This window comes from Pseudomonas sp. dw_358, from assembly GCF_018449655.1.
Lineage (GTDB): Bacteria > Pseudomonadota > Gammaproteobacteria > Pseudomonadales > Pseudomonadaceae > Aquipseudomonas.
Genome location: NZ_JAAVUX010000001.1, coordinates 314432 through 339752, shown reverse-complemented (window position 1 = coordinate 339752; position 25321 = coordinate 314432). Strand labels below are relative to the sequence as shown.

General features: G+C 62.0%; 21 protein-coding genes and 1 tRNA gene. 12 read left to right on the top strand and 10 right to left on the bottom strand.

The window, feature by feature from the left end; all coding sequences use genetic code 11:
* Positions 1-45 precede the first annotated feature (45 nt).
* From yacG to pilB, 5 genes are read right to left on the bottom strand one after another with little or no spacing between them, the layout of a single operon-like run.
* Positions 46-246, bottom strand: a complete 201-nt coding sequence (gene yacG / locus HB675_RS01595; RefSeq protein ID WP_213875335.1) for a DNA gyrase inhibitor YacG — start codon at positions 244-246, stop codon at positions 46-48.
* A complete protein-coding gene (gene coaE, locus HB675_RS01590) occupies positions 243-857 on the bottom strand; it encodes a dephospho-CoA kinase (protein ID WP_213875334.1) in 615 nt (204 codons plus the stop codon). Before coaE ends, yacG begins: the two co-directional genes overlap by 4 nt.
* Positions 857-1726: an A24 family peptidase gene (locus HB675_RS01585; protein ID WP_213875333.1), complete on the bottom strand. Its 870-nt coding sequence runs from the start codon at positions 1724-1726 to the stop codon at positions 857-859. Before HB675_RS01585 ends, coaE begins: the two co-directional genes overlap by 1 nt.
* A gap of 1 nt (position 1727) precedes the next feature.
* A complete protein-coding gene (locus HB675_RS01580) occupies positions 1728-2945 on the bottom strand; it encodes a type II secretion system F family protein (RefSeq protein ID WP_213875332.1) in 1218 nt (405 codons plus the stop codon).
* A gap of 2 nt (positions 2946-2947) precedes the next feature.
* Entirely contained in the window at positions 2948-4642 is a 1695-nt protein-coding gene (pilB, locus tag HB675_RS01575) for a type IV-A pilus assembly ATPase PilB (protein ID WP_213875331.1), read from the bottom strand.
* A gap of 265 nt (positions 4643-4907) precedes the next feature.
* Here pilB and HB675_RS26070 point away from each other — a divergent pair, with 265 nt between their 5' ends.
* The 6 genes from HB675_RS26070 (at position 4908) to HB675_RS01545 (ending at position 9936) form a co-directional block, all read left to right on the top strand.
* On the top strand, positions 4908-5327 hold the full coding sequence (locus tag HB675_RS26070) for a pilin (protein WP_213875330.1): 420 nt from the start codon (positions 4908-4910) through the stop codon (positions 5325-5327).
* 233 nt (positions 5328-5560) lie between these two features.
* Positions 5561-6001 (top strand): prepilin-type N-terminal cleavage/methylation domain-containing protein, encoded by a 441-nt coding sequence (locus tag HB675_RS01565; protein ID WP_213875329.1) that lies wholly within the window; start codon positions 5561-5563, stop codon positions 5999-6001.
* Between the two features lie 155 nt (positions 6002-6156).
* A tRNA-Thr gene (locus HB675_RS01560) sits at positions 6157-6232 on the top strand.
* Positions 6233-6408: 176 nt separating this feature from the next.
* Entirely contained in the window at positions 6409-7587 is a 1179-nt protein-coding gene (locus HB675_RS01555; protein WP_213875328.1) for an ATP-binding protein, read from the top strand.
* Between the two features lie 124 nt (positions 7588-7711).
* Positions 7712-9013, top strand: a complete 1302-nt coding sequence (locus HB675_RS01550) for an SGNH/GDSL hydrolase family protein (protein ID WP_213875327.1) — start codon at positions 7712-7714, stop codon at positions 9011-9013.
* 116 nt (positions 9014-9129) lie between these two features.
* Positions 9130-9936: an EAL domain-containing protein gene (locus HB675_RS01545; protein ID WP_213875326.1), complete on the top strand. Its 807-nt coding sequence runs from the start codon at positions 9130-9132 to the stop codon at positions 9934-9936.
* A gap of 92 nt (positions 9937-10028) precedes the next feature.
* On the opposite strand, the gene HB675_RS01540 is transcribed toward HB675_RS01545, so the two are convergent.
* Positions 10029-10292, bottom strand: coding sequence for a hypothetical protein (locus tag HB675_RS01540; RefSeq protein ID WP_213875325.1), 264 nt, complete (start codon positions 10290-10292; stop codon positions 10029-10031).
* A gap of 52 nt (positions 10293-10344) precedes the next feature.
* Positions 10345-11193 carry a carboxylating nicotinate-nucleotide diphosphorylase gene (gene nadC, locus HB675_RS01535; RefSeq protein ID WP_213875324.1) on the bottom strand — a complete coding sequence of 283 codons (849 nt, stop codon included), beginning with the start codon at positions 11191-11193 and terminating at the stop codon, positions 10345-10347.
* Positions 11194-11451: 258 nt separating this feature from the next.
* Here nadC and HB675_RS01530 point away from each other — a divergent pair, with 258 nt between their 5' ends.
* The 3 genes from HB675_RS01530 (at position 11452) to ampE (ending at position 15193) form a co-directional block, all read left to right on the top strand.
* Positions 11452-13710, top strand: a complete 2259-nt coding sequence (locus HB675_RS01530) for a DUF1631 domain-containing protein (protein ID WP_213875323.1) — start codon at positions 11452-11454, stop codon at positions 13708-13710.
* 86 nt (positions 13711-13796) lie between these two features.
* Entirely contained in the window at positions 13797-14360 is a 564-nt protein-coding gene (gene ampD, locus HB675_RS01525) for a 1,6-anhydro-N-acetylmuramyl-L-alanine amidase AmpD (protein WP_213875322.1), read from the top strand.
* Positions 14357-15193, top strand: coding sequence for a regulatory signaling modulator protein AmpE (gene ampE, locus HB675_RS01520; RefSeq protein WP_213875321.1), 837 nt, complete (start codon positions 14357-14359; stop codon positions 15191-15193). The genes ampD and ampE overlap by 4 nt, the downstream gene beginning before the upstream one ends.
* A gap of 29 nt (positions 15194-15222) precedes the next feature.
* Here the strand turns inward: ampE and HB675_RS01515 are convergent, their stop codons facing one another.
* Both HB675_RS01515 and cra read right to left on the bottom strand, forming a co-directional pair.
* Positions 15223-16011: a TatD family hydrolase gene (locus HB675_RS01515; protein WP_213875320.1), complete on the bottom strand. Its 789-nt coding sequence runs from the start codon at positions 16009-16011 to the stop codon at positions 15223-15225.
* Positions 16012-16014: 3 nt separating this feature from the next.
* Complete coding sequence (gene cra, locus HB675_RS01510; protein WP_213875319.1) at positions 16015-17010, bottom strand: catabolite repressor/activator; 996 nt, start codon at positions 17008-17010, stop codon at positions 16015-16017.
* 269 nt (positions 17011-17279) lie between these two features.
* Between cra and ptsP the strand changes: the two genes are divergently transcribed.
* Genes ptsP through HB675_RS01495 form a run of 3 tightly spaced genes read left to right on the top strand, consistent with a single transcriptional unit; the run spans position 17280 to position 22848 of the window.
* Positions 17280-20150, top strand: coding sequence for a phosphoenolpyruvate--protein phosphotransferase (gene ptsP, locus HB675_RS01505; protein WP_213875318.1), 2871 nt, complete (start codon positions 17280-17282; stop codon positions 20148-20150).
* Positions 20150-21088: a 1-phosphofructokinase gene (gene pfkB / locus HB675_RS01500; protein WP_213875317.1), complete on the top strand. Its 939-nt coding sequence runs from the start codon at positions 20150-20152 to the stop codon at positions 21086-21088. The genes ptsP and pfkB overlap by 1 nt, the downstream gene beginning before the upstream one ends.
* Positions 21089-21102: 14 nt before the next feature.
* Positions 21103-22848 carry a PTS fructose-like transporter subunit IIB gene (locus tag HB675_RS01495; protein WP_213875316.1) on the top strand — a complete coding sequence of 582 codons (1746 nt, stop codon included), beginning with the start codon at positions 21103-21105 and terminating at the stop codon, positions 22846-22848.
* A 50-nt stretch (positions 22849-22898) separates the two neighbouring features.
* On the opposite strand, the gene HB675_RS01490 is transcribed toward HB675_RS01495, so the two are convergent.
* Positions 22899-25271, bottom strand: a complete 2373-nt coding sequence (locus HB675_RS01490; RefSeq protein WP_213875315.1) for a PepSY domain-containing protein — start codon at positions 25269-25271, stop codon at positions 22899-22901.
* Between the last annotated feature and the right edge of the window lie 50 nt (positions 25272-25321).

Here is a 25321-nt window from a genome sequence, read left to right as displayed (position 1 = left end):
GCCGTGGAATGGCCCGCGGGTTACCTGCTGAAATCGTGGTGACACTTAATGCCGCGGCCCCAACTCCTCTGAAAACAGATCATCCTCGGCATCCGGTGCCACCGGAATCTTGTGTTCTTCCGAGGCCCAGGCCCCGAGGTCAATCAACTTGCAACGGTCCGAACAAAACGGCCGGTTGGGGCTGGCGGCGCTCCATTCCACTGGCGCGCCACAGGTCGGGCACTCCACATTCACAGGTGAGCTCATGCTTGGCCTCCAGAAAGGGTCAGATAAAAGGTATGCAGGCGGTCGATCTCCGAGCGCAACCACGCCAGGTCGCGGTCATTGACCAGCACATCGTCGGCCTTGGCCCGGCGCTGCTCGCGGGTGGCCTGCGCCTTGAGGATCGCCTGCACCTGTTGTTCGTGGGTGCCGTCGCGGGCCAATGTGCGTTGCACCTGCAAGGCTTCCGGCGCATCGATCACCAGCAGCCGATTGGCCACCTTCGACTGCCCGGACTCCACCATCAACGGCGAGACAAACACCGCGTACGGTGAAGTCGCCTTGGCCAGTGAATCGGCGATTTCCTGCGCCACCAGCGGGTGCAGCAAACCCTCGACCCAACGGCGCTGCTCGGCATCGGCAAAGATCACCGCCCGCAACGCCCCGCGATCCAGCGTGCCATCGGCCTGCAAAATGCTCGGCCCGAAGCGCTCGGCAATCTGCGCCAGCGCCGGTCGGCCCGGTTCCACCACCCAGCGCGCCGCCTGATCGGCGTCCACCACGTGCAGCCCCAGCTCGGCAAAGCGCTCGGCGGCGGCACTCTTGCCGCTGCCGATCCCGCCGGTCAAGCCCAGTACCCAAGGTGTTGCGCTCATCAGAAGCCCGCGAAATGCATATAAGAGGTGTTTATTTGATCACCCCACAGCAATGCAATCCACCCCGCAATGGCCAGATAAGGCCCGAACGGTATCGGCGTGCTGGTCTTGGCATCGCGCAAACGCAGCATGATCACCCCCAGCACCGCGCCCACCAGCGACGACAACAGGATGGTCAGCGGCAACACCTGCCAGCCACCCCAGGCGCCGATCATCGCCAGCAACTTGAAGTCACCATGGCCCATGCCTTCCTTGCCGGTGACCAGCTTGAACAGCCAGTACACCAGCCACAGACTCATGTAACCGGCCACCGCGCCCCATAGCGCATCGGGCAGGCTGGTGTTCAAAGCTTGGCTGTTGAGGATCAACCCCAGCCACAGCAACGGCAGCACCAGCACATCCGGCAGAATCTGGTGGTCGGCGTCGATCAGGCTCATGGCCAACAGACCCCAACTCAACAGCATGAACGCCCCGGCCTGCCAGCCAAAGCCGAAGTGCCAGGCGATGAAGGCGGTAATCAGGCCGCTGGCCAATTCCACCAAGGGGTAGCGCTTGCTGATCGGCGCCTGGCAGCCTGCACAACGCCCGCGCAGGGCGAGGTAGCTGATGATCGGCAGGTTCTCCCAGGCGCGGATCTTGTGGCCGCAATGAGGGCAGGCGGAGTGGGGGAGGAGGAGGTTGTAGACGGGGCCCTTGGGCTCTTCCGGGAGTTTGAGGATGTCCCGGGCCTGGGCTTGCCACTCGCGTTCGAGCATTTTCGGCAGGCGGTGGATGACGACGTTGAGGAAGCTGCCGACCAGCAGGCCCAGAATCAGCGCGCACACGGCGAAGGCCAGCGGGGAGCTGGCCAGGAGGTCGAGGAGGGTCATGTTAGACGGCGTTGCCCAGTTGGAAGATGGGGAGGTACATGGCGATGACGAGGCCGCCGACGAGGACGCCGAGGACTGACATGATGATGGGCTCCATCAGGCTGGTCATGCTGTCGACCATGTTGTCGACTTCGGCTTCGTAGATGATGGCGACCCGTTCGAGCATGCCATCCAAGGCGCCGGACTCTTCGCCGATGGCAGTCATTTGGATGGCCAGCGAAGGGAATACGCCTGTGGTACGCATCGAGAAATTCAGCTGCATGCCGGTGGAGACGTCCTGTTTGATCTTGAGGACGGCGTTTCGGTAAACCACGTTGCCGGTGGCGCCCGCCACTGAGTCCAGTGCTTCGACCAGTGGGACGCCAGCGGCGAAAGTGGTGGCCAGGGTACGGGCATAGCGTGCTAGCGACGACTTGACCATCAGCGGGCCAATGATCGGCATTTTGAGAAGGAGCCGGTCTAGATTGTCTCGGAGTTTTTCACTGCGGCTGAGTGCATTTTTCCAGATGAAAAACAGAGCTACGATGCCACCGAGCATCGCCAGATACCACTCTTGGACAACTTCCGACAGCCCCACTACCATCAGGGTAAAGGCTGGAAGCTTGGCACCAAATCCGGAAAAAACCGCCTGAAACTGAGGCACTACTTTGATTAGCAAAATGCCCGTCACAATAATTGCTACGACGACTACCGCAATAGGATAAGTCATCGCTTTCTTGATTTTCGCCCTCAGCGCCTCGCTTTTCTCTTTGTAAGTGGCTACGCGGTCCAGCAACGTTTCCAGTGCACCGGCTTGTTCGCCTGCGTTCACCAAATTGCAGTACATATCATCAAAATATTTTGGTTTCTTGCGTAGAGACGCGGCAAAGCTGTTCCCAGCGGCCACCTCCAGCTTGACCTCCTCGACCAGCTTGCGCATGTTCGGGTTTTCAGAGCCCTCGGCAATGATGTCAAAAGATGAGAGCAGAGGCACACCGGCCTTCATCATGGTCGCCATTTGCCGTGTAAACAGGGCAATGTCCATGGGTTTGATTGGTTTGCCCTTGCCGAAGATCGAAGCACTTTTCTTGCGGACCTTACCTGGCGTCACACCTTGTTTACGCAACTGCGCCTTGATCATCTGCACATTCTGACCGTTCATTTCGCCGGTCATCTTGGTGCCCTTGCGGTCCACGCCTTCCCAGGCGTAGGTGCCGACTTTCATTTCCTTCGCCGCCATGATTAATCCTTGGTGACCCGGTTGACTTCCGCCAGGCTGGTCACGCCAAGCATCACTTTATAGAGGCCGGAAGCACGCAGGTCACTGAAACCGTCTTTGCGCATTTGCGTGGCGATGTCGATGGAGTTGCCGGACTCCATGATGATCTGCTGCAGCGCCTTGGTATTCTTGACCACCTCGTAGATACCTTGGCGTCCCTTGTACCCCCCATTGCAGGCATCGCAGCCCACCGGCTCATACACGGTAAAGGTGCCAATCTTGTCCGGCTGGAAGCCTTCTTCGAGCAGGATGTCCCTAGGGATATCGGCAGGGCGCTTGCACACGGTGCAGAGCTTTCTCGCCAGGCGCTGGGCGATGATCAGGTTCACTGAGGTGGCGATGTTGAAGCTGGCCACACCCATGTTCATCAAGCGGGTGATGGTCTCAGCGGCGCTGTTGGTGTGGAGTGTCGAGAGTACCAAGTGCCCGGTCTGAGCGGCCTTGACCGCAATCTCGGCAGTTTCCAGGTCACGGATCTCACCGACCATGATCACGTCCGGGTCCTGGCGCAGAAATGAACGCAAGGCAGAGGCGAAGTCCAGGCCCTGCTTGTTGTTGACGTTGACCTGGTTGATGCCTTCCATGTTGATCTCCACCGGGTCTTCGGCGGTGGAGATGTTGATATCGACCGTATTGAGAATGTTGATACCGGTATACAGGGAAACAGTTTTCCCCGAACCCGTCGGGCCCGTCACCAGAATCATGCCTTGGGGTTGTGCCAAGGCAGCCAGGTACAGCTCCTTCTGATCCGCCTCGTAGCCCAGGGCGTCAATGCCCATCTGGGCACTGGTGGGGTCGAGGATACGCATCACGATCTTCTCGCCCCACAAGGTCGGCAGGGTGTTGACCCGGAAGTCGATGGCCTTGTTTTTCGAAATGCGCATCTTGATCCGGCCGTCCTGCGGGCGCCGACGCTCGGAAATGTCGAGGCTGGCCATCACCTTCAGGCGTGCCGAGATACGCCCGGCCAAGTTAATGGGCGGGCGCGCGATTTCTCTCAGGATGCCGTCTGTGCGAAAGCGCACGCGATAGGCTTTTTCGTAGGGTTCGAAGTGAAGGTCTGAAGACCCGCTGCGAATGGCGTCCAGCAACATCTTGTTTACAAAGCGCACCACCGGGGCGTCGTCAGCGTCTACTCCGACTTTTTCTCCGGCATTGTCGCCGGATGTTTCAACGTCCAGGTTGTCGAGCTCATCGCCCAACTCTTCCAGTCCACTTGTGCCGCTTTCGAAAAACTTCTCTATCGCATCCGCCAGCTTGTCTTCTTCCACCAGAATGGCTTCGGTGTTCAGGCCGGTATTGAATTGGATGTCAGTGATGGCTTGATGGTTGGTGGGGTCAGACACACCCACGAACAGTTTATTGCCGCGCCGCCAAAGTGGCAGTGCGTGGTGCTGGCGTACCAGCTTTTCACTGACCAGACCGCGGGGCTGGCTTTCAGGATCGACCATCTTCAGATCGATCAGCGAAACCCCGAACTGATCGGAGGCAATCTCGGCAATTTCCCGGCTTTTCGCCAGCTTGTTCTGCACCAGATAGTGGACCAGCGGCACGCGGGTGCGATGGGCCTGTTGATACGCCTGCTGCGCGTCTTTGTCGGTAAGCAATTCGGCTACGACCAGTTGCCTGGCGAGGCCGGTTAGGGCGATATCGTTCATTGGACCACCGGATACATACAATCGCTGTTTTATAGCCTAGTCCAGCGCAGGTGCCAAATAGTGCTGGCGGCCGGTTTCGCTGGTCAGGATTTGTTACTGCAATTCGCTCGCCAACCACGGGGATATGCCTCAGGCTGCACCGCTCTTATCCGGGCCGATGGCACGGGTTATGCTCTGTAACCCGCTGGCACCGCGACGTCAGGGGGAGGCAGCCGGTCTCGCAGCGCTCATGAGGAGCCTGCTCCATATTCGAGGGAACCGAAGAATGAAAGTGATTCAACGTGGCTTCACGCTGGTCGAGTTGATGGTTGTGGTGGCAATCGTCGGTATTTTGGCGGCCGCTGCGACGCCGCTGTATCAGACCTACATCAAGCGAGCGGCATACACCGAAATTGTCAGCGCAATGGCACCTGTACAAACGGCTATAGCCATCTGCTACCAAGATAGTGGTTCGCTGAGCAATTGCGATGCCTATAGCAAACTGGGTGTGAATGAGCCAACCAGCTACGGTGCATTGGGCTCGCTCGTCCTTAATCCGGGCACCGCCGCCCTGTACGCCACCCCTACAAATTATAAGGGCTTGATCAGTACAGAGACCTGTACCTTGACCCCTGTTGTAACCGGTAGCGTCATAGGGTGGGTCTTCAGTGGTCCATGCATCGATAACGGCTATGTGAAGCAATAGCGATTTCTGTCCAGCAAAGCGTACTTCCTCGAATGAGGCAGCTGACAAAAAACGTCAATAAATGCCCGGATGAATGAGTCCTGGAACCAATTGCTACTTGAAAAAGGCAGAAGATCGGGACTCTGCAAAGTTGGCACGACCCATGCTCTAGTCATTTCAGGACTTGAGGGCTCGCCGATAAAACGGCATTGCCGCCTTCAGTGAGCTCCGTCATTTCATCCGAGGATTCAGCAATGAACAAAGTGCAGAAAGGCTTTACCCTGATCGAACTGATGATCGTTGTAGCAATCATCGGCATTCTGGCTGCAATCGCGATCCCGCAGTATGGTGACTACACGTCGCGTACTCGCGCTGCTGGTGCAATGGCTGAATTGGAGTCGACTAAAACCGCAGTCAGCATGTGTATCCAAGATACTGGCAAATTGACAGGTTGCAGTGCCGGGTCTAACGGTATTCCTACGCTGGTGGCTACGAAAAATATTACCGCTGTCCCTACTGTTACTGACGGTGTAATAACTGCCACGACTGGCGCAACTACCTCGGCTGGCGTTGCTTTGACTATCATCGATACGCCAACTCTGACCGCTGGTAGTGCTAACCTGCCATGGGCTAACTCCGGTACGACCTGTGACGCTAACCGTGGCTTCAAACCAGGCCAAGGCAACTGCCCATAATTCCAGCATGCTGACCTGATTCCGGATTTCAGGACAGCATCGGAAGCCAAAACGCCGGGTAATCTTCCCGGCGTTTTTTGTCCCAGGCCCAAAGCCATATCCCCTCACACGCTAGTCAACCACTCCCCAGCCCCTGTACTATTGCCCACCACCCCGCCGGTGTAGCTCAGTCGGTAGAGCAGCGCACTCGTAACGCGAAGGTCGTAGGTTCGATTCCTATCTCCGGCACCATTCTCACCCCGCCATACGCTTTCCTCCTACCCAGCCGCCTCGAGCGGTTTTTTTGTGCTCGTAGATCAACCCGCCCGTTGTTCAATCTCCACCTTGCACCCCCCGCCCAACCCGCCACCCTTCCGCTCGCCGATCCAAAACGAATAATTATCCGATCTGGATAAACGGAAATAATCATGCCTGCCTCCCCCGACGTCTTCCACCGCACGGCTTACGCCAACGAAATGGCCGGCCAGCTGCTCAACCCCACGGCTTTACAGATGAACGTCCGCTCCGGCGTATTCCTGTCGGGGATCCGTCGGGTCGGGAAGACCACCTTTTTGCGCCAGGACCTCTGGCCTGCATTGGAGGAGCGGGGCGCGGTGGTTATCTACGTTGACCTCTGGGCCGACCGGAGCAAAAGTCCCGCCGCGCAGGTCGAGGAGGCTGTGCGCGATACCTTTCGTCAGTTGCAGAGCCCCGGTTCCGAGCTGCTGCGGCGCTTCAAGGGGGGAAGCGTCAGTGCGGCAGGGGTGAGTTTCGGCTTCCAGCTGGACAGCATTTCCACCGGCGGCGGGACGACCTTTGCGCAGGCGTTCGCAGCCTTGATCGAGAAGGCCAAGGTCGATGTGGTGTTGATCATCGACGAGGTTCAGCAGGCCGTCCTCAGTGATGAGGGTTTCAACCTTTTGCACGCGCTGAAAGCGGCACGGGATGCGGTCAATGCAAAACCGGACACACCTGGGCATTTTCTGTTGTTGGGCACCGGTTCGCACAAGTCCTTGCTGACCGACATGGCGACCCGCCGCGCGCAACCCTTCAGTGGTGCATTAGCCACTGCCTATCAGGTGCTGGGCAGGGATTTCGTGGAATGGCAGCTGAAACGTATTGCCGCTGGAGCGGGAGTGGTGCTGCCGGACCTGGATGTGGCATGGGAAGGTTTTCAGGTCATGGGCCACCGGCCCGAAGAATTGCTGAAGGCGCTTGTCCAATTACAAACCTCCCGATCACCCGCCAATCAGGCGTTCATCATCATCAGCGCCACCTTGGCCGCTGCGGCAGCGGACGTCGAGCTGCGCGCGATCGAAGAGTTCGGCGAGCTGGGAGAGGCGATTTTTTCGCGCATTGCAGCAGGTCCGGAGAGCGGCGTCAGCGGGTTGTTCAGCGCTGAAGCCCTGGCAGCCTATTCGCGCGCAACGGCATCAACGGTCGAGACAAACCAGGTGCAAAATCTGCTCGAAAAGATGGTCGGCGCCAATCTCATCTCGCGTCCGCGCCACGGGACTTACGCCGTGGCTGACCCCTTTGTGCGCAAGGTCTGGCAAGACCGGGCGAATTTCGCTTTCATCACGGCATCCGAAAACCCCCTTACATAACCCCTTGTTCCGCCAAGACTTATTCATTGCCCCCACCCCCCGCATCCCCTACCGTCACCTCCTCAGCCACCGTCGTCCTGAAACGGAATTCCTGTCTCTGCTCACGTAAAAACCGAGGTGAAACATGGACGCTCCAACAATCACCAGCACCGAACTCAACGCCATCGCCGCCGTCAACCCGGCCAATTCCCGCTACGTCGGTTTCTTCGGCGACAGCCGTGCCTTTCTTTCCTACACCCCGCCCAGTGCCACCCAGTCGCAACTGCGCAATGTAGGGCTGGCGCACTGGCTGCAAGCCTATGGGCTGAATGCCTTCACGTTACTGGTGGAGCTCGCCGCCGGGATCGCGGGTGACACCACCACCGGCATGCTCAAGCGCCAGCCAGCCTTCATTCAGCTGCTGAAGACCAGAGGCTGCACCCGCGCGGTGTTCATCGGCAGCACCAATGACCGCACGGCGGGGATCGATCTGGGCACCAGCAAGAAGAATGTCCGCGAGATTGTGCGCAACTTTTTCGAGGCGGGTATCAGTGTGATTGCCATCAGCGAAACTCCACGGGGCAATGGCAGCAGCGATTACGAGCTCAGGACCCAGGAGCTGAAGAACGATCATTACCAGATGCACCTGTGGTTCAAGAACACCTTGTCCCAGGTCTGCACGGTGATCGATGTGTGGGACTTGATGGTGAACACGGCCTCGGGCACCCAGTATTACGTGAAGGACGGCATGACCGTGGACGGCATCCATATGTCGAAAGTCGGTGCCCAGCAGGTGGGCATTGCCGGTGGGGCGCGGATCGCGGCGGAGACGCGGCATTTGGGGGATTTTCTCGAGTCCAACGTCGGTTTCGACGCCAACAGCAATCCCTTGGGCACCTTGACCGGCAATCCATTGCTGGAAGGCACTGACGGCAATATCGCCTTCACCCCGGCGTCGGGCTCGCAGTTGGCCACGGGTTGGAAGGCGGCGGCCCATCGCACCGATGACTTGACCGTGAGCTTGAGCAAGGAGACCGACAGCGAGGGCAAGATCTGGCAGAAGGTCCACGTGCGCGGGCAGTCCAGTGGCAGCAACGGGCCGCAGATCCAGATCACCACGCCGGTGCCCATGGGAAATATCCAGAACGGTGACCGGATCAAGGCGACGGCGCGGGTGAAAAGCCAGGGAGGCGGGCTGTCGAATGTGGCGTTGGCGATTCTGATGGTGCCGGCGTGGGCCTTGAAAGGCGATGCGGAGGACAGTCACAAGGATTTTCCGTGGCCGAGTGACGCCACGGGGGTATTGTCACGGGAGACGCCGGTCTATCAGCATGATGGCACTCAGACGAGTCTGGATGTGCGCTTCGATATCGACTTCATGCCGAACGCAGCGATCGATGCCACGGTCTGGTTCAGCCAGTGCGGGGCGTTCAAGTTCACCTATTGAAACCGTATGTCACCGGCGGTCTGCCGCCCGGAGCGAATCGGTTTGCCTTGGAGTCTCAATAACGGTATGCCTGCGCGCAGGTTACTGTCTTTGTCGATTGCCCAAGGAAGCCCTCGATGAACCAAAGCATTTTCGTTCAGCCCTTCAAGGCCGTCGGTTGCGCCGACTGTCGCAACCTTGAAGGGCTGGGTTTCGATTTCACCATGGCGTTTCAGCCGATCTTCAATGTCCGCACGCACGAGCCCTATGCCTATGAGGCGTTGGTGCGCGGTGTCCATGGCGAGTCGGCGGCGGATATTCTCGGGCGGGTCAATGACGGCAACCGCTACCGCTTCGATCAGGCCTGCCGGGTCAAGGCCATCGAATTGGCGGCCGGGTTGGGGTTGTTGGGCATCCCGGATTGTCGGCTGAGCATCAACTTTTTGCCCAATGCGGTGTATCGCGCGGAAACCTGCGTGCGCGCCACGCTCGAGGCGGCCAGGGAATTCTCTTTTCCCCTGGACCGACTGATGTTCGAAGTCACCGAGGGGGAGCGGGTCGATGACCCGGATCACCTCAAGGCGATCTTCCAGGAGTACGAGCGCCAGGGGTTTACCACGGCCATCGATGATTTCGGCTCGGGGTATTCGGGGCTGAATTTTCTGGCGATGTTTCAGCCGCAGGTGTTGAAGATCGACATGGCCCTGACCCGTGGCATCGATGCCGATCCGGTGCGCCGGGCGATTGTCGAGGGCATCGTCCTGGTGGCCCACCGGCTGGGGATCACGGTGATTGCCGAGGGCATCGAGACGCCGCAGGAGTGTGCGGCGTTGTTGGCGCTGGGGGTGGAGTTGATGCAGGGGTATTTGTTTGCGCGGCCGGCGGTGGGCGTGTTGGCGAGCGGGGACTTCTCCAACCTTGCCTCCCCGACCCCGGACCTGTAGGGCCGAGCTTGCTCGGAACGAGGCACGACAATGCCAGACGCACCGAGTTGACAGGTTCCCGAGCAAGCTCGGTCCTACAGGTCGGTGGGGGGTTAGCCTTCCTTGCGCAACCGCACGGTATAGTGCGCCTGCACCCCATTCATCTGCGGCTGGAAGTGAGTATTGGTAATCCGGTAATGCTCGGCCGCCTGGCCAGGCACTTCGCGCTCAAGGGTGTCCCCCGCCCCGGCGTTGAGGGTGGTTTCGTGGATCAGGACTTTGGCCTGGTCGAAGGTGGTCTGAAATGGGCCAAAGCGGGTCCCGTCGATGCGCACGATATAGACAGTATCGGCTCCAGGGTTGAACGTGTTCGTCACTGCAGTTGCTCCGTGGACAAGAGGGCATGGAAAGGTGGCGTAAATCGGTTCATCAGAGACTCAGGCGCATGGACAGGTCCACCGCTTTGATTTCCTTGGTCATGGCACCGATGGAGATGTAGTCCACGCCGGTCTCGGCAATGGTGCGCAGAGTCTGTTCGTTGATGCCACCGCTGGCTTCCAGTTTGGCGCGGCCGGCGGTCAGGCGGACGCCTTCGGCCATGTCGGTCAGGCTCAATTCGTCGAGCATGATGATGTCCGCGCCGGCGTGCAGGGCTTCTTGCAGTTCTTCCAGGCTTTCCACTTCGACTTCCACCGGCTTGCCTGGCGCAATGCGATGGGCGGCACTGATGGCCTGGGCGATGCCACCGCAGGCCGCGATGTGGTTTTCCTTGATCAGGAAGGCATCGTACAGGCCGATGCGGTGGTTGTGGGCGCCGCCGCAGGTGACCGCGTACTTTTGGGCCAGGCGCAGGCCGGGCAAGGTCTTGCGGGTGTCCAGCAACTTGACCTGGGTGTCGGCCACCAAGTCGACAAAGTGCCGGGCACGGGTGGCGACGGCGGAGAGCATTTGCAGGAAGTTCAGAGCACTGCGTTCACCCGTCAACAGCGAGCGGGCCGGGCCTTCGAGGTGAAACAACGGCTGGTTGGGGCTGACGCGCTCGCCGTCGCCGACTTGCCAGTGTACGGCCACCCGTGGGTCCAGTTGACGGAAGACGCCATCGACCCAGGATGTGCCGGCAATCACAGCAGGCTCGCGGGTGATGATGGTAGCCTTGGCCAGGCGCTCTGCGGGGATCAGTTGTGCGGTGATGTCGCCGCTGCCGACGTCTTCGAGCAGTGCACGACGCACATTGGCTTCGATTTCGGCGGTCAGGTCAGCGAGGCGTAAATTCGGCATAACAAGCTCCACGGGCATAGTTCGCCGATTATAGGGCAGACGGATGGCAGGCGCGAAGGTGGCGGTAGCAGGTTGGGCCGACGGTCGGTAAATGATTCGGCGCTATAAACTGAGCAATTATTCCAATTCATGGTCTAGCTTTATAGGGATGCACTGAAAGAACTTTTCACCGGAAACGGAATCCATATCCCAGCACCTAAAGAGTGTCGCCAATTTGGCGCCATCCAATTGACGGGGTCCGGTATCATGGAGAACCGAATGCAGAACGATGGGAAGGTCGTACCGCTCAACAAGGCCTCTGCCGAACAGGCCAATCAAGCGCCGGTCGCCCGTTTGCCTGTGGTTTTACTTCAGGTTCGTGATAAATCCGCACTGCAATTGAAGCAGGGGCTCCACGCGCTGTTCGATAATGCCGACGACACGCTCTTCGAGATGGCCGACAAGGCCAAGAATAATGTCGAACAGAGCACGTTCTTTGAAGCCATGCGCGACTTGCGGCTCAAGCGAAAGAGCATCGAGCGCGGCTTCCTCGAGAAACTCTTCGAGGCGTTCGTGCGCATCGGTCAATATGAAGGTGCGGAGTTGCCGCTGCCCGAGCCGATGAGCTACGACAAGCTGGCGCTCGTGCCCAATGACGAATTGGAACGCACGGTGGCGCTGGATGCCATGGTTTCCAAAGTCTACAAACGTGATGGTCTGGCGCTTAGCCAATTGACCTCGCGTATCAACATGCTCGTGCCCAAACGCCTCGAAGATTCGAGCAACCCACTGGGCCCGTCGCAGTTATGTGAGTTCTTTCTTCAAGCCGGGCGCAGCCTGGGCGTGGAAATAAAGGTCAAGCTGATCATTCTCAAGCTGTTCGACAAGTACGTGCTCAGTGACACCGACCATCTCTATGCCGAGGCTAATAACTTGTTGATTGCCAGTGGCGTGCTGCCGGATTTGAAAGCCGCGCCAAGCCGTCGTGCCGCCGACCGCTCCAAACCGCCTGCCGCTGCCCCGGTGATTCCGCGCAGCAGTGACGACGCGATGACCGGCGCCTTGTCGGCGTCGGAAAGAGTTGCGCAGATCGATGAAGGCGTGCAAGAAGTCTTTGGCTCACTTCAAGGCTTGTTGCACGACTTGCGCGGCACCGTCGCACCCAAGCTCGAAGCCGCGACCAGCAGCGATGCCCAGCCGATTTCCACCAATGACTTGCTGCGCCTGCTGTCGCACTTGCAACAGTACGTGCCGTCACCCCAGGCGGTTGAGGCGCCGTTGGACGATTACGACCTGCGCCAGCAGCTTGAACAGTTGCTGACCCGCGTCAGCGTCAAAAGCGGCAAGTTCCGCGTGGTGGGCACTATTGATGAAGACGTCATCAACCTGGTCGCCATGTTGTTCGATTTCATTCTGCAAGACCGCAACTTGCCGGATTCACTCAAGGCCCTGATCGGCCGCTTGCAGATCCCCATGCTGAAAGTGGCAGTGGTGGACAAGAGTTTCTTCAGCCGCGGTAATCACCCGGCCCGTCGCCTGCTCAACGAGATCGCTTCGGCGGCCATGGGCTGGGGCAACCGGGACGATTACCAGCGTGATTCGCTGTACAGCCGCATCGAGCAGATCGTCCAGCGCCTGCTCAACGACTTTGTCGACGACCCGGCGCTGTTCAACGAGTTGTTGGTGGACTTCCTTGCCTTCAACAATGATGAGCGCCGCCGCAGCGAACTGCTGGAACAGCGCACCCGTGATGCTGAAGAAGGCCGCGCCCGGGCCGGGCTGGCCCGGCACATTGTCGAGCAGGAACTCAATCGCCGGCTGTTGGGCAAGACCTTGCCCCAGGTCGTGGTGCAACTGCTGCAGGAGGCCTGGAGCCGTGTGCTGCTGTTGACCTGCCTCAAGCACGGCGCGTCCTCGCCGGAGTGGAAGGCAGGGTTGGAGACCATGGACCAGTTGATCTGGAGCGTGGAGCGCCATGACGACCCGCAAGAGCGCCTGCGCTTGCTGGAGTTGGTACCCAGCCTGCTCAAGTCGCTGCGTGATGGCCTGACCAGTTCGGCCTTCGATCCGTTTGCTACCAGTCAGTTCTTCAATCGCCTGGAAGCACTGCACGTGCAAGCGTTCCACCATGACATCATGCAGCCCGAAGTGGCCAACGCTGCCGTGCGCGAGGGCACCATGGTCGAGGTGCTGGAGGAGATCGTGCTGGCCGCGCCAGGCGAGAGCATGCCCCTGGAATCGCAGGTGCGCCTGGCGGACGACGACCTGAGCCTGTTGCAGGTCGACAAGCTGCGCCCGGGGTGCTGGGTGGAAATTCAGGAAGATGAAGAGAACGTGCTGCGCTGCAAGCTGACCACCATCATCGAGCAGACCGGCAAGTACATTTTCGTCAATCGCACGGGCATGAAGGTTCTGGAGAAAACCCGCATGGGGCTGGCGGTGGAATTTCGCCGTGGCACCATCCGTATTCTGGACGATGCCCTGCTGTTCGACCGGGCGCTGGAGTCGGTGGTCAGCCAGTTGCGTCAGCGCCAATAGCACCTTTGCTTGCAGATGACTGCCCAGTTGCCGCGCCGCGCGGCATACTGCGTGTCCTTCACGGACATGCATGCAGGCCTCCCTCGATGAAGCTCGACCCCGCCAGTGGCTGGTTCCATGGCATCCGCCACTGCCCCTCGGCCAATTGCAACGAACGCCCCGACGGCGAGATCTCGTTGCTGGTCATCCACAACATCACACTGCCTCCTGGCCAATTCGGCACGGGCAAGGTTCAGGCGTTCTTCCAGAACCGTCTGGACACCTCCGAGCACCCGTTTTTTGCCGAGATTGCCGATTTGCGGGTGTCGGCGCATTTCCTCATCGAGCGTGACGGCGCCGTGACCCAGTTCGTGTCCTGCCTGGGGCGCGCCTGGCATGCGGGGGTGTCGAATTTCGAGGGCCGCGAAACCTGTAATGACTTTTCGCTGGGCATCGAGTTGGAAGGCACCGATGATCAGCCGTTCGCCGACGCCCAGTATGTGGCGCTGGTGGATCTGACGCGTCAGCTACAGGCCGCCTGGCCGGCCATTACCGTGCAACGGATCACCGGGCACAGTAACATCGCGCCGGGGCGCAAGACTGATCCAGGTCCGTATTTCGACTGGCCGCGTTACCGCCAGGCGTTGTTGGCGCAAGGGGAGCAATCATGAGTTTTCTGGTGTTGTTGCTGGTGTTGGTGATCGAGAAGTTTTCGGCGCTGCGTCATCGCCTGCAGGATGATCGTTTTTTCATCAGCGAGTTGCGTCGGCTCGAAGTGCGCCCGCGCCTGGCGCGTGAGCCAGGGTTTCTGCTGGTCATGTGTGTGCTGGTGCCGTGCGTGCTGCTGGCGTTGCTGTGTCTGGTGCTGCAACCAGTGGCCTATGGGCTGTTCGCTTTGCCGGTGCACCTGCTGGTGCTGGTGTACAGCCTGGGGCGCGGTGACCTGCGCGGTTCGCTGGGGCCGTTTCGTGACGCCTGGCGCCGCGAGGACACCCAGGGCGCTGTGCATGTGGCCGAGCGGGATCTGAACCTGGGCGCCGATTCGGCACCCGAACTGCTCCAGCGGGTGCAGGGCCACTTGCTGTGGGATGGTTATCAGGGCTTCTTTGCGGTGATTTTCTGGTACTGCCTGCTGGGGCCGGTGGCTGCTCTGGCCTATCGGCTGCTGGCCCTGGTCCAGACCCATGCCCAGACGCCGGCCCTGCAAGCCCGGGCCGGGCAGATCCGGCATGCCTTCGACTGGTTGCCTGTGCGCCTGCTGGCGGCCAGTTTTGCCTTGGTGGGCAACTTCGTCGCCCTGAGCCGGGCGATGATCCATGAGCTGCTGAATTGGGACATCAGCGCCCACGACCTCATCGAGCGCGCCGGTCGCGCAGCCAGCGAAATCCGCGATGAAGCACCTGGGCAGGAAGGGCTGGCCACACTGGACAAACTCTGGGAACTGCTGCTGCGCTCGGCAGTGCTGTGGTATGCGGCGTTTGCGGTGTGGACGGTGTTGGTGTAGCCCGAGCACCCGCGATGAGGCCGGCAGGTTCAAACGGTGGAAGACCACCCGAACACCTCGCACGCATTCACTCGACTCGCCTCCACCAGTCGCTCCACCTCGACCCCCATGATCTGCGCCAGTGATTCGGCAATCGCCGGCAGGTGCGCCGGGCTGTTGCGCACACCGGGGTACATCGCCGGGGCCATGTCCGGCGAGTCGGTTTCCAGCACGATGGCGTCTAGCGGCAGTTCGGCCAGGACTTTGCGCAAGCGCAACGCCTGGGGCCAGGTCGGGGCGCCGCCCAGGCCCAGTTTGAAACCCAGCTTGAGGTACTCGCGGGCCTCTTCGCGGCTGCCGGAGAAGGCGTGGATGATCCCGCGCCGTTCCAGCTTGAAAGCCTTGAGCGCGGCAGTGATCGGCGCATGGCTGCGGCGTACGTGGAGCAGGGCAGGCAGTTGGTAGTCCTTGGCGACCTGCAACTGCGCTTCGAACAATGCTTGCTGGCGCTCGCGGTCGAGGGATTCGATGTAGTAGTCCAGGCCGAATTCACCCACCGCGCACAGCTGCGGGTGCCCCGCCAGGCGGTCGAGCCAGTGGCGCAACTGCTCCAGGTGTTCCGGCCGATGCTGGCCGAGAAACACCGGGTGCAGGCCCAGTGCGGCATGCAATTGCGGATCGCTTTCGATCAGTGACCAGACCCGCTGCCAGTTGCCCTCATGCACCCCCAGCACCACCACCTGCTCCACACCTTGACGGCGGGCCTCGGCGAGGACTGCCTGACGGTCGGCATCGAAGTCGGGGAAATCCAGGTGGGTGTGAGTGTCGATCAGGCGCATGGCTCAGACCCTGTGGATACGCTGCTTGAAGGTCCGGGCAATGGCACGCACGCCGGGGGGGCAGTCCTGCTCGTCCACGGCGGCGATGGCCAGGTCCAGGGCGGTCTCGGCGATCAGGCCATGCTGCTGGGCCATGGCGTTGACCGGCAATGGCAAGAAGTCCAGCAGCTGCGTGTCGCCGAAGGTACCAAGATACAGCGATTGCGAATCCAGAGGCCGCCCTTGCAGCACATCGAAGACCCCCTGCAACAAGACGTAAGAGGTGGTGATCAACGCGTCGGGCAGGTGTTCGTGCTGTTGAAGCAATTCGCGCATCAACGCCTGACCGCATTCGCGGCTGAACGATTCGCCCTCCAGCCGCGTGATCTTGCCTTTGAACCCGTGCAGCGCTGCTTCGAAGCCGTTGGCGCGGTCACAGCTGATGCTCAGTTCAGGGCGCGCGCCGATCAGGGCGATATGCTCCGGTGCGGACTCCAGCAGGCTGCGGGTCAGCTGCGCGCTGGCGTGCTGGTCATCGCTGATCACCGAGCAGAACACCTCCGGGTCCATGGCCCGGTCGATGGCGATCACCGGCGTGCCCTTGGCCTGCAGCTCGCGATAGCTGTCATCGCTGGCGGGCAGGCAGCTGGCGACGAACAACGCATCGCAGCGGCGCGCCTTGAACAGCTGTTGCAATTGCCGCTCACTGGCCTGGTCGTCATCGGAACTGGCGATCAGCAGTTGGTAGCCACGGGCGCGGGCGCCTTGTTCCAGCAATTTGGCGATCCGGGCATAACTAGGGTTTTCCAGATCCGGCAAAATAAAACCCAAGGTACGGGTATGGCGGCTGCGCAGGCCCGCCGCCTGGGGGTTGGGGGTAAAGCCATGTTCTCGAACCACGGTCTCGACCCGCTCCACGGTGGCCTTGCTGATGCGTTGCTGCGGCGCCTTGCCGTTGATGACGTAGCTGGCGGTGGTGACCGACACACCGGCCAGGCGGGCTATATCACTGAGTTTCAAGCGCTCATTCCTTGTTATGCGGGCACATCTTGCGACCAGTCAGTCACGTTTACACCGGCCCAGGGGCTTCAATGATCGAAGATTATCGAGTAACGTGCCCGATATTCTAGATTAAACGTTTCAGCTAGCTATTTTATCTGCCGTCATTCTCCTGTCCTTGTGGTCAGGAATGTTATGCGGGCTTTTAAAGCCCTATGCTAGTTTTTTTTGGCTCAACCCTTCACAACAATACCTGAGCGTCGCCTGGCGCATGAAAAGGAGAGAGAGGCATGCTCGAGCTCACCGTTGAGCAGATTTCCATGGGCCAACAGGCTGTGGACAAATCCGCCGCCTTGCAACTGCTCGCTGACAAACTGGTTGCCGACGGCCTGGTGGCCCCCGGTTACCTGGCTGGCCTGCAGGGCCGCGAAGCACAAGGCTCGACCTTTCTAGGCCAAGGCATTGCCATCCCCCACGGCACCCCTGACACCCGGGAACTGGTATATGCCACCGGCGTGCGCCTGTTGCAATTTCCCGACGGGGTCGATTGGGGCGATGGCCACATCGTCTACCTGGCCATCGGCATCGCCGCAAAATCGGACGAACACCTGCGCCTGTTGCAGCTGCTGACCCGCGCTCTGGGCGAAACCGATCTGGGCGAGGCTTTGCGCCGCGCCGGCTCCCCGGAAGCCTTGCTCAAATTGTTGCAGGGTGCGCCTCAGGAGTTGGCGCTGGACGCCCAGATGATCGGCCTGAGCGTCGCCGCCGATGATTTCGAGGAATTGGTGTGGCGCGGCGCGCGGTTGTTGCGCCAGGCCGATTGTGTGAGCAATGGTTTCGCTGCAGTGTTGCAGCAGGTGGAAGCCCTGCCGCTGGGTGATGGCCTGTGGTGGCTCAACAGCGAGCAGATGGTCAATCGTCCCGGTCTGGCGTTTGTGACGCCGTCGCGACCGCTGCGTTACCTGGGCCAGCCGCTGATCGGGCTATTCTGCCTGGCCAGCCTTGGTGAGGCCCATCAGGCCTTGCTGGAGCGGCTTTGCGCGCTGTTGATCGAAGGTCGCGGCCAAGAGTTGGCCCGCGCTACCACTACCCGTGCGGTGCTCGAAGTGTTGGGCGGCGAGCTCCCAGCCGACTGGCCCACCGCGCGAATCGCCCTGGCCAATGCTCATGGGCTGCATGCCCGGCCGGCGAAAATCCTCGCCCAGTTGGCGAAAAGCTTCGACGGCGAGATTCGCTTGCGCGTAGTGGACAGCGCCGAGCCTGCGGTATCGGCCAAGAGCCTGAGCAAGTTGCTGAGCCTGGGCGTGCGCCGCGGCCAGGTGCTGGAGCTGGTGGTCGAACCGGGTATTGCAGTGGAGGCCTTGCCGGCGTTGCTGGCGGCCATCGAAGGCGGCCTCGGTGAGGAAGTCGAGCCGCTGCCGGTGATCACCACCGTGCCGGAGCCGGTGCACGCCGCGCCCGTTGCCAAGGCAGTGGCCGAAGCGCCAGCCGCTGGCACGCGCATTCAAGGCATTGCAGCAGCGCCAGGTATCGCCTTTGGCCCGGCCCACGTCGAAGTGCTGCGCGAATACGACTACCCGGCCCGCGGCGAGTCCGTGGCCGTCGAGCGCGAGCGCCTGCAACAAGCACTGATTCAAGTGCGCGCCGACCTTGAGGGGCTGATCCTGCGCGCCCAGGCCAAGGCCATCCGCGAGATCTTCATCACCCACCAGGAAATGCTCGACGACCCGGCCTTGACCGAGGACGTGGGCGCGCGCCTGCGACAGGGCGAAAGCGCCCCGGCCGCCTGGATCGGCGTGATCGAAGCCGCTGCCAGACAGCAGGAAAGCCTCGCCGATGCCTTGCTCGCCGAGCGCGCCGCCGACATGCGTGACATCGGTCGCCGCGTGCTGGCCCAGCTGTGCGGTCACGAGAACACACCGGAGCCGCAAGAACCTTACATTCTGGTGATGGACGAAGTCGGCCCGTCCGACGTTGCGCGCCTGGACCCGACCCGCGTCGCCGGCATTCTCACCGCCCGTGGTGGCGCCACCGCTCACAGCGCTATCGTCGCGCGAGCGCTGGGCATTCCTGCCGTGGTCGGTGCCGGTGACGCGGTGCTGTTGCTGGCCGCAGGTACTGCGTTGTTGATCGACGGGGGCCGTGGCCGACTGGACGTGGCGCCCTCGCCGGAAGACTTGAAGCGCGCCCTGAGCGACCGTGACCTGCGCGAACAACGCTTGCAGGCCGCCGCCGCGCGGCGCATGGAAAGCGCCGTGACCCTCGATGGCCACGCCGTCGAGGTCTGCGCCAACATCGGTGAAAGCGCCGGCGTGGCCGCAGCAGTGGAGCAGGGCGCCGAAGGGGTCGGCCTGCTGCGCACCGAGCTGATCTTCATGGCCCACTCCCAGGCCCCCGACGAAGCCGTGCAGGAAGCCGAATACCGCAAGGTGCTCGATGGCCTCGGCGGGCGTCCACTGGTGGTGCGCACCCTCGACGTCGGTGGCGACAAGCCGCTGCCCTACTGGCCCATTGCCAAGGAAGAAAATCCCTTCCTGGGTGTGCGTGGCATCCGCCTGACCCTGCAACGCCCGGACGTTATGGAAGGCCAGCTGCGTGCCCTGTTACGCGCGGCCGACAACCGACCGCTGCGGATCATGTTTCCCATGATCGGCAGTGTCGAGGAATGGCGCCAGGCCCGCGACATGACTGAGCGCTTGCGCCTGGAAATCCCGGTGGCCGACCTGCAACTGGGCATCATGATCGAGATTCCGTCGGCTGCGCTGCTGGCGCCGGTGCTGGCCCGTGAAGTGGACTTCTTCAGCGTGGGCACCAATGACCTGACCCAGTACACCCTGGCCATCGACCGTGGCCACCCGACCTTGTCGGCCCAGGCTGACGGCCTGCACCCCGCCGTGCTGCAACTGATCGACATCACCGTGCGCGCCGCCCATGCCCATGGCAAATGGGTCGGGGTGTGCGGTGAGCTGGCCGGCGACCCGGCCGCGGTGCCGCTGCTGGTAGGCCTGGGGGTAGACGAATTGAGCGTGTCGGCGCGCAGCATCGCCGAGGTCAAGGCCGAGATTCGCGACCTGACATTGACCCAGGCTCAGGCCTTGGCTCAGACCGCCTTGGGGCTGGGCACGGCAAAAGAAGTGCGCGCGTTGACGGAGAAGCGCTGATGGCCAACATCCTGACCCTCACCCTGAATCCGGCGCTGGACTTGACCGTCGAGTTGAGCGCGTTGCAGGTGGGGCAAGTCAACCGCAGCGAAGGCCTGCACAGTCACGCCGCCGGCAAGGGCATCAATGTGGCCCAGGTACTGGCTGACCTGGGCCACCGCCTGACGGTGAGCGGCTTTCTCGGCGAGGACAACCAGCAACCCTTCGTCAACTTGTTCGAGCAGCGTGGCTTCGTCGATGAATTCATCCGCGTGCCCGGCGAGACCCGAAGCAACATCAAGCTGGCCGAACGCAGTGGACAGGTAACCGACCTCAACGGCCCCGGTGCTTTTGTCGACGATCAGGCCCAGGCCGCCTTGCTGGCGCGTCTGGAGCAGATCGCCGGGCAGTTCGATGCCGTGGTGGTGGCGGGCAGTTTGCCGCGCGGGGTCTCGGTGGCCTGGTTGCAAGCCCTGCTCGAACGCCTGGCCGAGCGCGGGTTGAAGGTGGCGCTGGACACCAGCGGTGCGGCCTTGCGCGCCGGCTTGAACACCCGGCCCTGGTTGATCAAACCCAATACCGAGGAGCTGGCCGATGTGCTCGGCACGCCGGTCGACACGGTCCAACAGCAGGCCGCCGTCGCCCGGCAGCTGCACGCCAGCGGCGTCCAGCACGTGGTGATCTCCCAGGGGGCCGAGGGCGTCAATTGGTTCAGCCTCAAGGGCGCCTGGCATGCCCAGCCGCCCAAGGTCCAGGTGGCCAGTACGGTGGGCGCCGGTGACTCCTTGCTGGCCGGCATGCTGCATGGCCTGCTCATTGAAGCTGCGCCCGAACAAAGCCTGATCCTGGCCACCGCCATTGCCGCCATGGCGGTGTCGCAGATCGGTTTCGGTATCCCTTCCACAGAACAATTGGCGCAGCTGCAGAGCGGCGTCAGTGTTCGCGCGCTGACAGAATAAGAAGAGGGTTGAAGATGAAGTTAGCCATTGTCACGGCCTGCCCCAACGGCCGCGTCTCCAGTGTGCTCAGCGCACGTTTGCTGGATGCGGTTGCCCAGCGACAGGGCTGGAGCACCTGTGTGGAAATCCAGGACCCGGCGCACCCCGAGCGGCGCTTGTCCGCCGAGGCTATCGCCGAGGCCGACTGGGTGCTGGCGGTGCACACCGGCCCGATCGATCTTGAGCGTTTTGTCGGCAAGCGGGTATTCCAGAGCAGCCCCGCCGTGGCCCTCCAGGATGCGGAAGATTTCGTCCGGCGTGCTGCCGAAGAGGCCCAGGTGCACGAGGCTCAGGCGCCGGTCGCCAGCGCTGCGCCGGCCGCCGACCGGCCTGCGCGACTGGTGGCGATCACCGCTTGCCCGACCGGCGTGGCCCATACGTTCATGGCCGCCGAGGCGCTGCAACAAGCGGCCAAGCAGGCGGGCTATGACCTGCAGGTGGAAACCCAAGGTTCGGTGGGCGCGCGCAACCCGCTGACCGTAGCCGCCATCGATGCCGCCGACGTGGTACTGCTGGCCTGCGACATTGAAGTGGCCACCGAACGGTTTGCCGGCAAGCGGATTTTCCGTTGCGGTACCGGGATCGCCCTCAAACAGGCCAAGGCCACTTTGGATAAAGCCTTGGCCGAAGGTCAGGTGGAGTCCGCCAGTGGCGCGGCCCAGGCCGGCGGCCCGGCGAAGAAGCAGGAGAAGACCGGGGTCTACAAACACTTGCTGACCGGGGTGTCGTTCATGCTGCCCATGGTGGTGGCAGGCGGCCTGCTGATTGCGCTGTCGTTCGTCTTTGGTATCACCGCCTTCAAGGAGCCCGGCACGCTGGCTGCCGCGCTGATGCAGATCGGCGGCGACACCGCGTTCAAACTGATGGTGCCGCTGCTGGCCGGTTACATCGCCTACTCCATCGCCGACCGCCCGGGCCTGGCGCCCGGCATGATCGGTGGCATGTTGGCCGCGACCCTGGGGGCCGGTTTCATCGGCGGCATTGTCGCCGGTTTCGTTGCCGGCTACAGCGCCTCGGCGATCAACCGTTACGCGCGCTTGCCGGCCAGTATGGAAGCCCTCAAGCCGATCCTGATCATCCCGCTGCTGGCCAGCCTGTTCACTGGCCTGATGATGATCTACGTGGTCGGTACACCGGTGGCCAGCATGCTGGCGGCGCTGACTCACTTCCTCGACAGCATGGGCACCACCAATGCGGTGCTGCTGGGCGTGGTGCTGGGCGGCATGATGTGTGTCGACCTCGGCGGGCCGATCAACAAGGCGGCCTACGCGTTCTCGGTGGGGCTGCTGGCGTCCCAGAGCTACGCGCCGATGGCGGCGACCATGGCGGCTGGCATGGTTCCGCCCATTGGCCTGGGCATCGCCACCTTCCTTGCGCGGCGCAAGTTCGCCCAGAGCGAGCGTGAAGCGGGCAAGGCGGCACTGGTGCTGGGGCTGTGCTTCATTTCCGAAGGGGCGATCCCGTTCGCCGCGAAAGACCCATTGCGGGTGATCCCGTCGGCCATCGCCGGCGGCGCCCTGACCGGCGCGCTGTCGATGTTCTTCGGCTGCAAGCTGATGGCGCCCCATGGCGGGTTGTTTGTGATGCTGATCCCCAATGCCATCAACCATGCGCTGCTGTATCTGCTGGCGATCGTGGCGGGGAGCATTGTCACGGCGGTGGTGTATGCCGTGTTGAAGCGCCCGGAAGCGGTGGAGTTGGCAGGGGCTGAGGTGGCGTGATAGCCCGCAATGGCGTCACCTGGTTCCCGAGCTTGCTCGGGAACTGTCACTCAATACACATCCCGCCGATAGCGCCCATGCTCGACCAGAGCTTCCAGGCCGTCGGTGCCGATGATTTCCACTAATACCTCTTCCACCCCGCCCGCCATCCCATGCAGGCTACCGCAGACGTGGATCACTGCTCCGTCGGCGAGCCAGGCGCGCAGGTCGTTGGTGGCTTCGCGTAAACGCTGCTGTACATACACCTTGTGCGCCTGATCCCGTGAAAACGCCAGGTCCAGCCGTTGCAGATCACCGCTGGCCAGCCACCCTCGCAGCTCGTCCTGGCAGAAGAAGTCATGGGCTTGGTTGCGTTCGCCGAACAACAGCCAATTGCGCTGGCGGCCTTGCGCAATGCGCGCCTTGAGCAGGCTGCGCAGGCCGGCCAGGCCGGTGCCGTTGCCGATCAGAATCAAGGGCACATCTTCATGGCTCAGGTGAAAGCCGCTGTTGCGCCGCAGTTGCAGGCTGATCATTGCGCCCAGCGGCGCATGTTCGGTCAGCCAGCCAGAGCCCAGGCCCAGGCTGCCATCCGGGTGACGGTGCTGGCGCACGATCAGCTCCAGCACGCCGTCTTCGGGCAACGAGGCAATGGAGTACTCCCGCGCCTCGGTGGTCAGCGGTACGTCGAGGCTCAGGCGCGGCATCATTTCGATCAGGTCACCGGCGTGCCAGTTGCGCTCGGCCGGTGGTTGCAGGCCCAGCAAGTACACCGGCTCCCCCTGACTGCCGGGGTTGAGCAGTTGACGACTGACCAAGGCCCAGTCTTCGAATGCCGCACCTTGCCAGGCCGTGCCGGGTTGGCTGCCGGTCAGTTGACCAAGTTGCCGTTGCCAATCTTGCAGATGCCGGGGATCGCCACTGTCGACTTCCACGGGGGCAAAGGCCGAGCGCGCGCCACGGGCGACAAGCCATTGATGCAGGCGCTGGCCGAAGGCGCAGAACTGCGCGTACTGACGGTCACCCAGGGACAGCAGCGCGTATTCAAGGTGCTCCAGCGACCCGGCCTGGCCCAGGACCTTGCGCTCGAAGCCGCGGGCGCTGTCCGGCGCCTGGCCGTCGCCAAAGGTGCTGACCACGAACAGTGCCTTGTGCGCCCGGCCCAGGTCGCTCTGGGTGAGGCTGGCCAAGGGCCGAACTTGCACCGCCAGCCCGGCCGCCTGCAATTGTCCGGCCGATTGCCAGGCCAGTTGCTCGGCCAGGCCGCTCTGGCTGGCAAAGCCGATCAGCCAGCTTGGGCCATTTTCGGTATTGCCTGCCAGAGCGCTACGGGCTTCGCGGACCTGGCGCTTCTTGCGGCGCCGGTCCAGGTACAACAACCAGCCGGTCACGAAGAACAGCGGCATGCACAGCGCCGCGAGGGTGTTGACGATGCGCCCGGTCAGGCCAAAGAAACTGCCCGTGTGCAGCGCATACAGGCTGGTCATCAATTGGCCGCCCAAGGCCTTGTCGGCATAGCGCTCGACCTTGCTCACCTGACCACTGGCCGGGTTCAGGGTGATGATGTTCAGCGCTCTGGGGTGTGGCGAATCATTGAGCAGGTAGTAGACCGTGGCCGGTTGGTTGGGCGCTGGCGGCAGGCGCAGATTGAAGCCGCGCAGCTCGGGACCGGCGGTGTCCCGGATGGCGCTCCACAGCGCATCGTAGTCCACGGCAGGCGCGGCTTCTCCAGGCTTGGCGGTGGGTCGTCCACCCCGGCGCTCGGTATTGGGCCTCTCGCCCAGCACGCGGGTCAGCCCGTCGTTGAACCACTGGTAAGACCAGGCCAGGCCGGTCACCGCCAACAGCAGGTAGACCACCAGACACCAGGTGCCGAACACCGAATGCAGGTCCCAGTTGAAGCTGCGGCCTTTCTTGGCCCAGTCCAATGTCAGCCACGCCCGCCAGTTCAGCGCCTGGCGCGGCCAGCGCAGGTACAGCCCGGACAGGCAGAAAAACAGCAGGATCAGCGTGCAGGCACCGGTGATGTTTTTACCCACGTCCCCCGAGAGCAGGAAGCGGTGCAGTTGCAGGACCAGAGCGAAGAAGTCCTGACCCTGTACCTGCCCCTGCAACTGGCCGGTGTAGGCGTCGAAGTAGCGCATTTCGCCGCGACGTTCGCCGGGCGGCGGGGCGAAGAACACCCGCGATGCTTCCTGATTGGAGAGGTCGATGCTGATCGATTGCACGGCCTTGGGTTGCGCCGCCTGAATCCGCCGCACCAGTTCCGGCATGGGCAAGACGGCGCCCGGTTGCGGTTTGACATCGAGAATCGCCGGGTTGAGCAGGGTCAGGATCTCGTCCTGAAACGACACCGTGGCCCCGGTGATGCCCATCAAAGCCAGCACCGTGCCGGCCGTTATGCCGAAGAACCAGTGCAGCTGGAACAGGATTTTTTTCAGCACAGCGGCGTTCCTTTGAACAATCAGTTGGGGCGGCCGAGGATTATGCCGCA

Coding starts and splice junctions, on each gene's coding strand:
- ptsP (WP_213875318.1), top strand. CDS start 17,280: ATGCTCGAGCTCACCGTTGAGCAGATTTCCATGGGCCAACAGGCTGTG.
- ampD (WP_213875322.1), top strand. CDS start 13,797: ATGAAGCTCGACCCCGCCAGTGGCTGGTTCCATGGCATCCGCCACTGC.
- yacG (WP_213875335.1), bottom strand. CDS start 246: ATGAGCTCACCTGTGAATGTGGAGTGCCCGACCTGTGGCGCGCCAGTG.
- HB675_RS01495 (WP_213875316.1), top strand. CDS start 21,103: ATGAAGTTAGCCATTGTCACGGCCTGCCCCAACGGCCGCGTCTCCAGT.
- HB675_RS01530 (WP_213875323.1), top strand. CDS start 11,452: ATGCAGAACGATGGGAAGGTCGTACCGCTCAACAAGGCCTCTGCCGAA.
- pilB (WP_213875331.1), bottom strand. CDS start 4,642: ATGAACGATATCGCCCTAACCGGCCTCGCCAGGCAACTGGTCGTAGCC.
- HB675_RS01555 (WP_213875328.1), top strand. CDS start 6,409: ATGCCTGCCTCCCCCGACGTCTTCCACCGCACGGCTTACGCCAACGAA.
- nadC (WP_213875324.1), bottom strand. CDS start 11,193: ATGCCGAATTTACGCCTCGCTGACCTGACCGCCGAAATCGAAGCCAAT.
- HB675_RS01580 (WP_213875332.1), bottom strand. CDS start 2,945: ATGGCGGCGAAGGAAATGAAAGTCGGCACCTACGCCTGGGAAGGCGTG.
- HB675_RS01515 (WP_213875320.1), bottom strand. CDS start 16,011: ATGCGCCTGATCGACACTCACACCCACCTGGATTTCCCCGACTTCGAT.
- HB675_RS01545 (WP_213875326.1), top strand. CDS start 9,130: ATGAACCAAAGCATTTTCGTTCAGCCCTTCAAGGCCGTCGGTTGCGCC.
- HB675_RS01550 (WP_213875327.1), top strand. CDS start 7,712: ATGGACGCTCCAACAATCACCAGCACCGAACTCAACGCCATCGCCGCC.
- ampE (WP_213875321.1), top strand. CDS start 14,357: ATGAGTTTTCTGGTGTTGTTGCTGGTGTTGGTGATCGAGAAGTTTTCG.
- HB675_RS26070 (WP_213875330.1), top strand. CDS start 4,908: ATGAAAGTGATTCAACGTGGCTTCACGCTGGTCGAGTTGATGGTTGTG.
- coaE (WP_213875334.1), bottom strand. CDS start 857: ATGAGCGCAACACCTTGGGTACTGGGCTTGACCGGCGGGATCGGCAGC.
- HB675_RS01565 (WP_213875329.1), top strand. CDS start 5,561: ATGAACAAAGTGCAGAAAGGCTTTACCCTGATCGAACTGATGATCGTT.
- pfkB (WP_213875317.1), top strand. CDS start 20,150: ATGGCCAACATCCTGACCCTCACCCTGAATCCGGCGCTGGACTTGACC.
- HB675_RS01585 (WP_213875333.1), bottom strand. CDS start 1,726: ATGACCCTCCTCGACCTCCTGGCCAGCTCCCCGCTGGCCTTCGCCGTG.